Genomic DNA, 13940 nt, shown 5'->3' with positions numbered 1-13940 from the left:
AATGAGTAGAAAAATCGAAGCCTTTATCATTGTTTAAATTTAGGTGGTTTACCATCAACTGACATATGAGGTCGTTGATGATTATAAAAGTGTTGCCATGCTGTTGTATAGTCTTGAACATCTTCAAGTTCTCGAAATAAATATTGATTTAAACATTCATAACGTACTGTCCGATTGAAGCGTTCTACATACGCATTTTGTTGTGGATTGCCAGGCTGGGTAAATACATGCTCAATTTCATGCTGCTTACACCATGCCTCCATTAAATCACTGATGTACTCTGGTCCATTGTCACTTCGGATTCGTTTTGGTTTACCTCGCCATTCGATGAGTTGATCCAACCCTCGAAGTACTCGTTCGGCGGGTAAGGAGAAGTCAATCAAGATATCTAATGACTCACGGTTATAGTCATCAATGACGTTGTGCACACGGTAACTGCGGCCATCACTGAGTTGATCGTGCATAAAGTCCATTGACCATGATTCATTCTGCGCTTCTGGTACTGCAAGAGTTTCAGGCTTTATCCGTTTAATGCGTTTGTTGGGTTTAATCCGAAGGTTAAGCTCAAGCTCCTTATAAATGCGATAAATACGCTTGTGATTCCAAGGGTAGCCTTGGACATTACGCAGGTACAAAAAGCAAAGCTTAAATCCCCAAGTCTTATTCTCATTGGTGAGCTTAATCAGCCAATCTGCAATAACCATATTCTGCTCCTTCAATTGAGCTATATAGCGATAACAGGTTTGACTGACTTGGAATATGAGACAGGCCTTATTCACTGATATCTTATATTGCTCAACGGCTTGTTGAGCAAGTGACTTGCGTTGCGTTGGCCTTATAACTTTTTTGACAGTGCATCCTGAAGAATGTCTGCTTTAAGACGTTCATCCGCATACATGCGCTTTAGGCGGGCATTTTCTGTCTCTAGCTCTTTAAGTCGAGTCATCATGGAAAGATCCATGCCGCCATATTTGGACTTCCATTTGTAAAAAGTGGCAGAACTCATGCCATGTTCTCGGCATAGATTAGGCACTGGAGTACCTGCTTCAGCTTGCTTCAAAATACTCATGATTAAGCTGTCCGAATATTTAGTTGTTTTCATAGAAAATCTCCTTAGATCAAGGCTATTCGATTTTCTACTTTTAAGTTCAATTATTTTTAGGGAGCATTACCAAATGGGTTGGATGCCATAACATAGCGTTCAAATGATTTATTAGTCAAATGTGTATTAGCTTTGACAAAAGCTGCCAGATTTTCATTTTCTACTTGATAACTGACAATTAACTGACGTAATTGATTATTAATCAATTTGGTAGTTTGCTGGAGCTCATTTTTTTGACGAGTTTGGCTCTGATTAACCAGTTTTTTCACTGCAATCAGTACTATCAATAAACTAATGATAAAAATTAAAATAAATAAGGATATTTCTACTCCTCTTTCATTTAAATTTTTGCGTCCTGCTACCACTGATGAAACTCCATGTAGTATCTTGCTAGTATCAGCTTCAATTTCAGAAAACTATAGTGACTATAATGGTGTCAGAATAGTTTCCTGCTAAGACATTCTGCCTAGCAGGAATACGCCCATAAAGTGTATGCGTTTCTTTAGTGGCTCCCGTCTGTCCATTTTTAGTTACACTACCACCTGTACCATCTCCCCAGACCAGGTTTTTTGCCCCATCACTATAAATATTGTAGGCTAAAGGCTCTGTTCCATTTAGCATATTCCGTTGAATAAAGTTCCCTGATCTACCCGGATCAAGCTGTAATGTATAAGCAGTTTCTACACTACATGTCACTATCAATTCCCCAGTACTTTCATTAGCATTAGCTGTAAAAACATCATAGTTCCCAAAAGACACCCCGCTGCTACTTACATTACAATCAGCAAAGGTTAGAGCAGGAACATACAGCAGAGCCAATGCCGTTATGCTATAAAAAAATTGCTTAACTTCTAAAACCATTTTGGACCTCGTAGGCCATAGATAAACTAAAATAAGGAAAGTATTGGGTGCTCATCACTGGCATATTACATCCCCCATTTCTAGCATCTGATTCTTGTTTTCAGGTACTTCAAGCATGAATTGACAACCCTGATTCTGCCATTGGGCTTTCAGCTGATTGGTTACATTGAGGTCAGTCAGAAAAACTTCTCCACGCAGACCTACAGGGAAATGTTCACCTTTTTCATTTGTCACGATAGCTCCGACTGGTAAAGGTGTACCATTATCTTGCACAAGGCTGAAGAATGCTTCACGAGTACGAGTAACAGGGAAATTTAACATCACTCCACTACGGTAATAAGGATACACGTCCACATTCAAACCTTTAATTTTTGCATCCAAAGGTAAGTCCGATTGCTCAATACTAATCTGATTACGTTCATAGGGTCTTAATCTCGGAATAAGTGCATCTCCTTTACTGTTGGTACGAGCCACCTGCTGATTTTCTGCATATACACGCACATCAGAAAAACCAGGAACTCTTACTACAGCAAAACTACTATCAATATATCGACTTGGCAGCAAACCACTTCCAACCATTGCAATACCACCACGTATATTGGTACGCACCGCTATTTGATCTTGCATCTGTGAGCCTTCTAGCTGATAAGTACCATAGTTACTTTGATAGCTAATACTCCCCTGACGTGGTTGATTGTCACCTGTACCAATACGTAAGTTATAACCATAGCCAGTCCCTACTGGCAAACTACGCTGGATTTGCATAATCCCTTCGCTCTGCTCTTTCATATGGCTCGCACTTAAATTCACGCTAGTACGTTCGAAGCTTAATGGAATGCTTAGAGAAGCTCGCAGTGTTGGTTGTGGCTCATTCAAAAAATGTAAGGCTGAAAAATGTAAAGAACCAATATTCCAAAGGCGAAAACCATAGTCTGCAGTAATAAACTCAATATCCTTGTGATCATAATAGCGTTGACTGGTATAACTTAAGTTCAAAGCGCCTGAGCCTATCCCTCTGAAGCTGGTATAAATTCTGCTTTGATTGGACGGTAAAGATTGATTCTCCCTCATCCCTAGCCGCATGAAATTTAAACTGGAAAACTGGCTATCCAGACCAAAATTGAAAATGGCTCCTTGATATTGAAATGCCAGACTATAGAATTCTCCTCGCTGTCCATTTATATAGCTGGTCGCTGCAGCTAAAGAAAGAGCTCCCCCAAAAGGTAATAGAGAATGTGCACCTATCCCGATCATTCCTTGTTTAGTAAGTGCTTGCGCATGCCCCTCTAATGTAAATCGATCGTTTAGCCCTCTGCGCCAAGTTGTTGCGGCTATCATTCGACCATAATCACTATTAGATCGGCCATAATTTTCTCTGATTGAGCCGAGTTCGACTGAATATTCATCCAATCCTTTACGTAACAATTTTTGACTAGAATAAAAATCTTTCGTAATTACTTGTTCACGACCTAGAATGTCACGCACAATTAATTTGGTCTGACCAGAGCCTGTAATGGCAGGAATCTCATCAATAGTAAACGGTCCGGGAGGCACTTCTCGCTGTAAACGTAGAGCATCATTAACGTAAAGATCAACTGTTGAAGGCAATGCAGCTTCACCAGCCACACTCATTAAAGGTAATGTGACAAATTCTGGCTGGGTACTATAATTTGTTCCCCATTGGAAACCGCCAAAGCGTACTCCCCCACTCCAGCCAGTACCACGAATGAATGTATCACCCAAAGTTAAAGTGCGCATGGTCTGCGGATTATCTTTACGCCATTGAGTATCCAAACGTATCCATTCCGGTGACTGACCCGCCTGATTATGTTGGGCAAGAAAATTTACCGAGCCACTTCCCCAGCGATTAAAAGCCCCTATCTCAAATAGACCACTACTTCGAATTTCATTATCACTATTACTTTGAGCTACTGAAAAGTCATAATTGAAGAAGGCACCCACTGAAGAACTCAATGTTTTCTGTTGCCATTTGGATCCACTTAGCTCGGTCGTCTTAAACAGATTTGCGGGTGCTTGAAGATTCAAGGTCGAATGACGTAAATCTAGCTGGCTTTGTATACCCAAATCCTGCAAATAATAGAAACGCTCTCCTTGATAATCGACTGTCACAGTTTTGGGTAAGATTAATTTCAAACTTAGCAGATCCTGTTCTGCTAAAAGAATCTGATCATTATGATCTTGTAATGCCAATACAGTGGACTGCTGTGGTTGATTGTTCAGTGTCGTTTCTAACCAGAACTCATTAAATTCGTTGTTTTGACTTTTTTCTGTCAAATGATCGACGGATGTAGCTTCATCTTTTAGTGGATTCACAGTAGATAACGGTTCAGATTGCTCTAAAATCTGTACCTGTTTTTTTGGAAAATCTTCACCTAGAATCATTGGCAATAGATCCAGTCCTAAACGATATTTGTGGGTGCTATCAGGCGCTAATTTAAATACATTTACTTTTTTATAATCATTCAGTGTCAGTTGTAAACGAGTGACAGCTTTGTCATTTTGAATATCAATATAACGAATCAACTCATGATTTTTAGGAATTTTCTTAGCTAGAATATCAGCTAGGTTATGGGCATCTATGCCCGTTAATTCAATAATTACCTGATCACTCAAAGGATTTGAGAGCAAGTGAAAATTAATATCTTGTTCAGTTTCTACGAGCAGTCGATATCGATCCGGCAACTGCTCGTGATAAACAGCATGTATAGTTACAGATTCCAGCGGAGTATAAGCCAGTACAGGAGAAATAAAGGTCAACATCGTTAAACTTAGTACACATCGCCAACTATTCTTCCATGGCCTTGAAATCTGTAACATGAGCTTATTCCATCCGCAACTCACGAGTGAACGTCTTTCCATTCACCTTTGCGACCAGTTTCACTATCGCACCAGAGAGAGAACCATCTTTAAAACCTATCGACCACTCTTTTTTACTGTCTGGCAAGATATAAGTATTGCCCTTCTGAACCAACTCCTGCCCATCTGGTAACATTAGACGCAACTCTGTCACTTGAGCATGCCCATTGCCACGATTGTAGCTCTCAAGAATAAAATTACTTTTATTGACTTGATGGATACGCCAACTCAAATCAGAACTTACAGGACTTGTAGCAGGCCTAACAAAAACTGGCAGGCTCATTCGCATCACCATTTGTAAACCATTAGTCTTATCAGGGATGGGAGGAGGCAACTCTTGCAAAAACAGCCGATAACTTAATTCTTGCTTTAAATCTACGGGACGACGTAGACCAATACGAATAATTTGAGTTTCACCAGGTGGCACCGTAAAGATAGGGGGAGTCACCAGAATTTCACGAGTCTTAGTCTCGTAAAGATCCTTGCCTTCTTTTTGATGCCAATTCATTAATTCAGCCTGAACCGCTGTCGGTTCAGTACTGCTATTGTGAATACGTAACGCGACAATCCTAGTATCAGCAGCTAAATCGACCTTTACAGGACTTACATTAAAGCTATTTGCTGAAACAAGGGTTGCCATGAAGAGAAACGGCAGTGTACAGAAGCCTGTCAGGCCGTTTATCACGGCCTGACATCCAAATTGATTACGCATCAGAAAGTAACAGTAACGACTACAGTGTCAGAGTAATCACCTACAGGTACATTTTGATTAGAAGCTATACGACCATATACAGTTGTATCCTGTGTCGTTGCTGTAAAAGTATCGAGTGGTATTTGAGTTGAAGGAAGCCATACTTGCGAGCGATTACTATCACTAGATAATGTATATGGAAGAAAATTAGCGCCATCCGTAAGACGACGATTTATACTGTCTAAACTATTTTCCCCTTCACTCAGGGTAATGTAAGCGCCTGCCGTACCATTGGTACAGGCAACGTTGATATTACCAGTAGCATCCAAAGTAGCGCTAGTTACTGGATTATATGCACCAAATGCTAGTGGGGTAGTTGTAATAATACAACTTTTTATAACATTAGCACTTACTTCTAAATCATTTGTAGTAGTGTCTGCCTGAGCAGATACCCCTGTTGCTGCAATTATAGCTACAGTACTAATAAGAGCGAGTTTATTAAGAAACTTGGCATTAGAAGTCTTCATTCTGAACCTCATAATTATGATAAGAAATGTAATTAGCTGAGCTAAAATTAATTCACTGCAACTAAGACTTATGGCTTGCCAAGGCAACTTAAATTTAAGACAAGAGGAACCCTCACCTTAAAATCAGTAAGACGCGTGGTAACCCCTCGACCATGGAATATAAATATTCTTTAGGCAGGTAGCTTTGCGTCCCCGCTTTTCACCGGGTTTGCCTTTTTCAGCACAATTGATATTTGTGTTTGAATAAACTGGTTAGTATTCATTCGTTTCGAAATATATTCGTATTGTTTCTATTTGTAAACATAAACTACAAAAAATAGTTTGATATTATTTAAATATACAAATGTATATTAATATATTCAAAATTCACCATAAATATATATATAATTTAAATCAAACACTTATGTTTAGATTATTTTTTATACTATTTAACTATATTAAAATTAAAACAATGAAAATTTTAGTTAATTTTATGATTATTTAATTTAACTCTATTAAAAATTATTAATTATATATTTATCTCAATTTTGGATATATTTTAATCACAACATTAAGTCTTATTTTATATATGGAATTAACTGATCGCTTAGAATGAGAGTTTAAATTTCAAATATATACAATTAAGTTATTAAAAATTAATAAGATATTTATAGCATTTAGCGAATAACCATAATAAATAGAAGCAAGTTGATAGAAATTGCAAATCATTAAAACAAGGCAAAAAATAAAAATAAAATATTGTTTTTTTTTGAATTTTAAAATAAATATAATTATTTTAACTTAAACCTATTGATTAAATTTAAAGCAAATGTGTGAATTTTAATCTTAAATTTGCAATAAAATGCCAATGAAATAACAATATTAGACCTCTTGCGTTAGTCAAAATTTAATCAGTGATAAACGTTGATTTTTAAATAAATATCAAAGTCTAAAATAGTCAAAAATAATACTTTCGCAAGAGGTCTATTGTAATATAATATTAAAATTAGAAACTGGCTGTAGTTTCTTTATGCCTCCCAAGGCACTTCACTTTCCACACTTTATTAGGTGTGGTTTTTTTTGCTGTATTTTTATGCATCTAATCTAGTTGGACTTACAAGCACTAGAAATTATGGTGAAATTAAGTATATAAAAATCTTAATTATTTTTAATAGACCTTTTTCCAATAAGAGATTAAATAAGTAATCATTATAAAATTTTATTAATATTTATTGATATAAAAAGAAAAGCTATGTTAATAATAGCTACATGTTGTAACATTTTATTAACAACCAAACTGTAAGTTTAACTAAGTTATTAATTGAGTAAAAATTTAGGGAAAGCTTAATTTTCAAGGAGAAAAATATGCCGCGTATTCTTGTAGTAGATGATTCACCTACTGAAGTATTTCGTTTTAAAGAAATGCTTAATAAATATGGCTATGAAGTTATTGAAGCTATGAGTGGAGAAGAAGGTATCCAGATGGCAAAAAGTACATTACCTGATCTGATACTTATGGATATTGTTATGCCTGGAGTAAATGGTTTTCAAGCTACACGCCAAATTACTCGTGATAGCATCATCAAGCATATTCCGATTGTTATTGTCAGTACTAAAGACCAAGAAACAGATCGAGTTTGGGGTAAGAGACAAGGTGCTGTTGATTACCTAACTAAACCTATTGGAGAAAAGCAGCTAATAGATGCTATTAAAGCACATCTTAGCATTGAATAATTTTTTCAAAAAAAGTAGAAACTATTTTTGTTGTCTATCAAGCTTAATTAAGAGAACTTAATTGGATTCTTATATTCTATAGATTTAAAAGCTATAGGTTATGGTTGCTGAATTCAGTGAATTCATTAATTAACGGAACAAAGCTAATGGTCTTAAATCATAATGAAGTTACTCTTGAAAAATATATTGAACTAGAGTTTAAGAAGAGGGATCATCCTAAGCATTTTTCCTCTGTATCGTTAATATAAAGTTCTTTTTTTATGAATCAATTTTAAAGCTTGCACAGGTAAGAATGACTTATACAAGTCAAAATAATGTTTATTAGAGTTAAAGGCTTTGTTGCACAAAGATTTGAAATGCAAAGCGCCCCTAATTGAGCCAAATTTAAGGCGTAACTTGGGTAAGTGGTCGACCTAATTCCGTAAATCTGTTGAGGACTGCTACACGTGCATGAATTTCATTCACCTGACTAGGAAAGCTTCTTGCCATTAATTTATCGCCTAATAATTTGATGCAATGCATCTTGGTTTCCACCAAACTGCGGCAATGATAGCCTGACCATTTTTTCCATAATGTCCTGCCTAAACGTTTAACTGTTCGAAGTAATTCATTTCGCTCTAGCGAGCTACTCTTTGTATCTTTCCATGGTTTCGCATTTTTTCTAGGTGGAATCACCGCATGTACTTGCCGATCTGCAATGACCTGACGGCATTGCTTGGTGTCATAATCTCCATCGGTATAAACAGAGTCAATCTGCTCATCTTGTGGAATCTGATTAAGTAAATCACCAAGCACCTGTGAATCACTGACATTATTGGTTGTGAGCTGAATAGCGCGTATTTGTAGGGTTTTGGCATCTATACCAATATGTAGTTTACGCCATTGGCGACGATATTCAGCTCCATGTTTCTTGCGTTTCCATTCGCCCTCACCTAGAAACTTCATGCCTGTAGAGTCTACGAGTAGATGCAGCCCATCGCTACTTTTTTGGTAGCTGATTGCAATATCAATATGCTTTTGTCTTCTACAAAGCGTGGTGTAATCTGGAGCTATCCAATTTAAACCGCAAAGTTTAATCAGACTTTGCACAAAGCCAGTGACCATACGTAAAGACAAACGGAATAGAGATTTAATCATTAAGCAGCATTGGATAGCTGCGTCGGAGTAGGTTTGATTTCGTCCTTGTTTGCCTTTTGATGGCGCATACCATTGCGTAGCAGGATCAAACCAAATGGCAATATTTCCGCGACTCATGAGTGCTCGGTTATATGCGGGCCAATTGGTTGTGCGGTAGATTTTGTGTGTAGGCTTGGCAGAGTAAAACTTGAAGTGCGACATAAACCACCTAATTAATTTAAAGGGTTTATGGAGTATATAAAATTGTCATACCATCATCTTAACTTTGAAGATCGTACTGCATTAATGCTTGAGTCAAGAAAAGAAGGCTTTTCAGCCAGAAAATTTGCTGAACTCATTAAAAGACATCCTAGTACGATCTATCGTGAGCTTAAAAGAAATAGCATCAATGACGTTTATCAAGCTCGATATGCTTCTGATAACACCTTCGCTAGACGTAGACGTGGTCACAGAAAACTCAAAATCGATTCAATCCTCTGGAAATTTATTGTTGAAGCGATCCGTTGTTTATGGTCTCCTCAGCAAATAGCAAAGCGTTTAAAGACATTTCCTGATTTGGATCAAACAATGAATGTAAGCCATACAACGATTTATTCAACGATACGCGCATTACCAAAGGGTGAGTTGAAAAAAGACTTATTATCCTGTCTGCGTCATGAAAATAAAAAGCGAAAAGCTAACGGTGAACCTAAAAAAGATTCTATATTACAGGATATTAAAACTATTCATGAGCGCCCAGCCGAAGTTCAAGAAAGAAAAATACCGGGTCATTGGGAAGCTGATTTAATTAAAGGTAAAGACAATAAAAGTTCGATAGCAACACTTATTGAACGAAATACACGGCTCTGTATCTTGGCAACATTACCTGATGCAAAGGCAGAATCAGTGCGCAAGGCTTTAACTGAAGCTCTGAAATATTTACCTGCAGAACTGCGTAAAACGTTGACCTATGACCGTGGACGCGAGATGGCAGAACATAAAATACTTGAAGAAGATTTAGGCATAGATGTATATTTCTGTGACCCACATTCACCCTGGCAAAAAGGCACATGCGAAAATATGAATGGTTTAATTAGGCAATATTTACCTAAAGGGATTGATTTAAATCAGGCAGATCAGCATTATTTAAATCAAGTTGCCATGTCACTGAATACTCGTCCTAGAAAAGCGTTAGATTGGCTTACACCATTAGAGAAATTTGCTCAGCTTGTTGATTATCATATGACTTTTCAAACTGTCGCACCTCATGTTTGAATTCGCCCTAATATAAAAGCTTATTTTCAATAAAAAACACATCATAATACCCCCTTGCCTTTTAACCACAAAAATATTGAAGTTATTATTTAGAAGCAATTAATAGAAGGCAGAGTAAAACTTGAAGTGCGACATAAACCACCTAATTAATTTAAAGGGTTTATGGAGTATATAAAATTGTCATACCATCATCTTAACTTTGAAGATCGTACTGCATTAATGCTTGAGTCAAGAAAAGAAGGCTTTTCAGCCAGAAAATTTGCTGAACTCATTAAAAGACATCCTAGTACGATCTATCGTGAGCTTAAAAGAAATAGCATCAATGACGTTTATCAAGCTCGATATGCTTCTGATAACACCTTCGCTAGACGTAGACGTGGTCACAGAAAACTCAAAATCGATTCAATCCTCTGGAAATTTATTGTTGAAGCGATCCGTTGTTTATGGTCTCCTCAGCAAATAGCAAAGCGTTTAAAGACATTTCCTGATTTGGATCAAACAATGAATGTAAGCCATACAACGATTTATTCAACGATACGAGCATTACCAAAGGGTGAGTTGAAAAAAGACTTATTATCCTGTCTGCGTCATGAAAATAAAAAGCGAAAAGCTAACGGTGAACCTAAAAAAGATTCTATATTACAGGATATTAAAACTATTCATGAGCGCCCAGCCGAAGTTCAAGAAAGAAAAATACCGGGTCATTGGGAAGCTGATTTAATTAAAGGTAAAGACAATAAAAGTTCGATAGCAACACTTATTGAACGAAATACACGGCTCTGTATCTTGGCAACATTACCTGATGCAAAGGCAGAATCAGTGCGCAAGGCTTTAACTGAAGCTCTGAAATATTTACCTGCAGAACTGCGTAAAACGTTGACCTATGACCGTGGACGCGAGATGTCAGAACATAAAATACTCGAAGAAGATTTAGGCATAGATGTATATTTCTGTGACCCACATTCACCTTGGCAAAAAGGCACATGCGAAAATATGAATGGTTTAATTAGGCAATATTTACCTAAAGGGATTGATTTAAATCAGGCAGATCAGCATTATTTAAATCAAGTTGCCATGTCACTGAATACTCGTCCTAGAAAGGCGTTAGATTGGCTTACACCATTAGAGAAATTTGCTCAGCTTGTTGATTATCATATGGCTTTTGAAACTGTCGCACCTCATGTTTGAATTCGCCGAAAAATAAACAAATCTTTTTTAAACAAGCTACTAATAAAAATATCTCCATCGAAAATAAAGTATAAAAATTCAAAAACCATTTAATAAAGTATCAATAGAGTTAAAATACATATAGCTTACTTTTAATTTTAAAGAGGAATACAAGAAATAATTTCTTGTATTCCTGTTATAAGATTGGGAGAACCAAGTTGATAATTTCACCCATTTCTTTGGATCTATTAATTTAAGTTTCGACTTTACTTATTTGAGCTTAGCCATTTGGTCGAGTCACAATCGGGAAAATTGAATCTGGACGTTTAAACATTGCAAAGAATTTTCCAATTTTCAGTGGATTACCTTTGACTTTACTGTCTTTAGAAAGCAGGACTTTTACCCCTTCTATTTGACCTGTAATCATTTTTAGATATAAGGGCTTGGTTAAGGTTAATGTAGGGCAATCCAATGCCAAATCTTTACTTTCATCATAACGCTTAAACTGCATGACTGAGTTTTCAACCCATAATGAAAAATGCTCTTTGGTATCCGACAAAACCAGATTGATACACTGGTTTTCATTTTTTAAATTTTCCACATCTAAATTTGTCGCCATAGCTTCAAGAAATCTTTCAGTTGGTGTATGAATCAATAAATCACTCGGATCAGAAGTATTTTGTAGGGGTACATTATTTTGTAGCTCTTGAGCGCCCACCAAAAAGAAATTACGCCAAGTTGAAGCCTCAGCAGCATAGCCCAATTGACGATAAGTATTCGCCAATAAGTCTTTTGCTTGTTGGTTTTGAGGGTTATTCAACACAATATGTTTTAAAATCTCGGCAGCCCATCTATAGTCAGCTTGAGCGTAGGCATCCCGCGCATTTTTCAATGCATTGTTCTCCCCACCTGCTAACTCAATATATTTTTTTGCAACAGCTTTAGGGGGTAATGGATCTAAATTGGAAGGATGGGCATCGAACCATCCCATATAATATTGGTATACTGCTTTTACATTATGTTTTAGGGTTCCATAATAGCCATGAGCATATAGTTTTTGATCAAGTGCCGCTGGAAGCTTAATTTTTTCGGCAATTTCAGCGCCATTAAAACCAGAGTTCATATATCTCACCGTCTGATCATGCGTGAACTTATAAACATCTCGCTGGGTTTTAATAAAATCTTGAATATTGTCATTGCCCCAGACAGGCCAATGATGCTGTGCAATCAATACATCGGATGCTTTGGCATGCTGCATTGCTTGGTCTAGATAGCCCACCCATTTTAAGGCATCACGGACTTTAGCACCCCGAAGGGTATAAAGATTATGCATGGTATGAGATAGAATTTCTGCGCCGTTATAAAGTTTCAATGATGGGATAGAGAACGTTAATTCTGCTGGTGCTTCTGAACCCGGCACGTTATAAAACACAAAATCCAAGCCATCAACCGTCATTTTCTGTTCTGGTTGAGTGATCAGTTGTGTAGGCTCAAGGATGCCCATTTTTCCCACAGCAACAGCCTTACCTAAACCTGTATCCACCAATCCTTCCGCATTTTTAGGTAGAAAAGTTCCATACATATAAGTCGCACGACGTATCATGGCTGAACCTGCCATCACATTTTCACTGGTCGCTTCTTCCATAAAGCCTTTTGGCGCAATAATTGGAGTTTTTCTAGCGTTAATTTCTTCGCTAGAAAGAACGCCTAATGCACCACCAAAATGATCGATATGGCTATGGGTAAAGATAATGGCTGAAATTTTTTGCTCACCTAAATGCTGTCTAGCAAATTTAAGTGCTGCTTCAGCCGTTTCTTTAGAGGTTAATGTATCCACAATAATCCAGCCAGTATCACCCTGAATGATGGTCATATTTGCCAAATCAAAACCACGAATTTGCCAAACTCGATCTGTTACTTTAAATAGCCCAACATTGTTGTTTAATTTTGCTTGTCGCCATAGAGTGGGATTAACGGTATTTGGTGCTTGATCTTGTAAAAAACTAAATGCATCAAAATCCCAGATAACATTGCCTTTCTCACTTTTAATTTGACCTGTTGGCTTGGCAATAAAGCCCTTTTGAGCCTGATTAAACTCAGTCATATCCTCTAAGTTATACTTCGCCTTATATGTATTATTTGATTCAATGACCGCTTTTTCTACTACAGTATTTGCTGCAAAAACAGAAAATGGCAGAATAAGCATCAATGAAACTGTTAAAAACTTAATTTTCATCTTCTTTCCTTTTTTTAAATAGAGGTGGTCCCACATGTTTGAACAACTAAAAGCTTATTTATAAGTGATACTCTGCTCTAGTTAAGCTACCTTATTTTGTTGTGGTAGCTGGTCATAGTAAAACTCATCTGGAGTCATTTTGTCCAGACTCGAATGAGGTCGTTTCAAATTATAAAATTCAAAATATGCGTTTAATTGCTTCTTCGCATCCAAAACATTGCTGTAGGCTTTGAGATACACCTCTTCATATTTAACGCTCCGCCATAATCGTTCAACCATCACATTATCAACCCATCGACCTTTACCATCCATGCTGATTTGGATGTCATTTGATTTCAATACATGGCAGAGTAAAACTTGAAGTGCGACATAAAC

The 13940-nt window shown here is 37.0% G+C and carries 11 protein-coding genes, 1 pseudogene and 1 riboswitch; of the genes and pseudogenes, 3 read left to right on the top strand and 9 right to left on the bottom strand.

Features of this window, described 5'->3' with window-relative positions; genetic code table 11:
- Window positions 1-26 precede the first annotated feature (26 nt).
- The 6 genes from FOC32_RS08280 to FOC32_RS08255 all read right to left on the bottom strand — a co-directional run bounded on the left by FOC32_RS08280 (window position 27) and on the right by FOC32_RS08255 (window position 6058).
- A protein-coding gene (locus FOC32_RS08280; RefSeq protein WP_175965977.1) for an IS3 family transposase occupies window positions 27-1102 on the bottom strand; the annotation gives its coding sequence in 2 pieces (ribosomal slippage) (window positions 27-850 and window positions 850-1102; 1077 coding nt in all).
- A 56-nt stretch (window positions 1103-1158) separates the two neighbouring features.
- A complete protein-coding gene (locus FOC32_RS08275; protein ID WP_175966900.1) occupies window positions 1159-1467 on the bottom strand; it encodes a hypothetical protein in 309 nt (102 codons plus the stop codon).
- A 43-nt stretch (window positions 1468-1510) separates the two neighbouring features.
- Window positions 1511-1963 carry a spore coat U domain-containing protein gene (locus FOC32_RS08270; protein WP_175966898.1) on the bottom strand — a complete coding sequence of 151 codons (453 nt, stop codon included), beginning with the start codon at window positions 1961-1963 and terminating at the stop codon, window positions 1511-1513.
- A 54-nt stretch (window positions 1964-2017) separates the two neighbouring features.
- On the bottom strand, window positions 2018-4744 hold the full coding sequence (locus FOC32_RS08265) for a fimbria/pilus outer membrane usher protein (protein ID WP_175966896.1): 2727 nt from the start codon (window positions 4742-4744) through the stop codon (window positions 2018-2020).
- Window positions 4745-4805: 61 nt separating this feature from the next.
- The gene (locus FOC32_RS08260) at window positions 4806-5552 is read right to left on the bottom strand and encodes a molecular chaperone (RefSeq protein ID WP_175966894.1); all 747 of its coding nucleotides are present in this window, start codon (window positions 5550-5552) and stop codon (window positions 4806-4808) included.
- Window positions 5552-6058 (bottom strand): spore coat U domain-containing protein, encoded by a 507-nt coding sequence (locus FOC32_RS08255; protein ID WP_175966892.1) that lies wholly within the window; start codon window positions 6056-6058, stop codon window positions 5552-5554. The genes FOC32_RS08260 and FOC32_RS08255 overlap by 1 nt, the downstream gene beginning before the upstream one ends.
- Window positions 6059-6192: 134 nt before the next feature.
- Window positions 6193-6281, bottom strand: a riboswitch (cyclic di-GMP riboswitch).
- A 1121-nt stretch (window positions 6282-7402) separates the two neighbouring features.
- On the opposite strand from FOC32_RS08255, the gene FOC32_RS08250 reads away from it, so the two are divergent.
- A complete protein-coding gene (locus FOC32_RS08250; RefSeq protein ID WP_175966890.1) occupies window positions 7403-7771 on the top strand; it encodes a response regulator transcription factor in 369 nt (122 codons plus the stop codon).
- 384 nt (window positions 7772-8155) lie between these two features.
- Here FOC32_RS08250 and FOC32_RS08245 read toward each other — a convergent pair whose 3' ends face one another.
- Entirely contained in the window at window positions 8156-9109 is a 954-nt protein-coding gene (locus FOC32_RS08245; protein WP_175966888.1) for an IS5-like element IS17 family transposase, read from the bottom strand.
- 84 nt (window positions 9110-9193) lie between these two features.
- On the opposite strand from FOC32_RS08245, the gene FOC32_RS08240 reads away from it, so the two are divergent.
- On the top strand, window positions 9194-10162 hold the full coding sequence (locus FOC32_RS08240) for an IS30 family transposase (RefSeq protein WP_228761300.1): 969 nt from the start codon (window positions 9194-9196) through the stop codon (window positions 10160-10162).
- 219 nt (window positions 10163-10381) lie between these two features.
- Window positions 10382-11350, top strand: coding sequence for an IS30 family transposase (locus tag FOC32_RS08235; protein WP_005804963.1), 969 nt, complete (start codon window positions 10382-10384; stop codon window positions 11348-11350).
- A 259-nt stretch (window positions 11351-11609) separates the two neighbouring features.
- Here the strand turns inward: FOC32_RS08235 and FOC32_RS08230 are convergent, their stop codons facing one another.
- Window positions 11610-13565 (bottom strand): alkyl/aryl-sulfatase, encoded by a 1956-nt coding sequence (locus FOC32_RS08230; RefSeq protein ID WP_000693745.1) that lies wholly within the window; start codon window positions 13563-13565, stop codon window positions 11610-11612.
- 81 nt (window positions 13566-13646) lie between these two features.
- Window positions 13647-13907 (bottom strand): annotated as a pseudogene (locus tag FOC32_RS08225) (integrase core domain-containing protein); the annotation flags it as partial.
- Window positions 13908-13940 lie beyond the last annotated feature (33 nt).

This window comes from Acinetobacter sp. FDAARGOS_724, assembly GCF_013364475.1.
Taxonomy (GTDB): Bacteria; Pseudomonadota; Gammaproteobacteria; order Pseudomonadales; family Moraxellaceae; genus Acinetobacter; species Acinetobacter variabilis.
The sequence above is the reverse complement of the archived record's forward strand: the minus strand, read 5'-3'. Positions and strand labels throughout refer to the sequence as shown.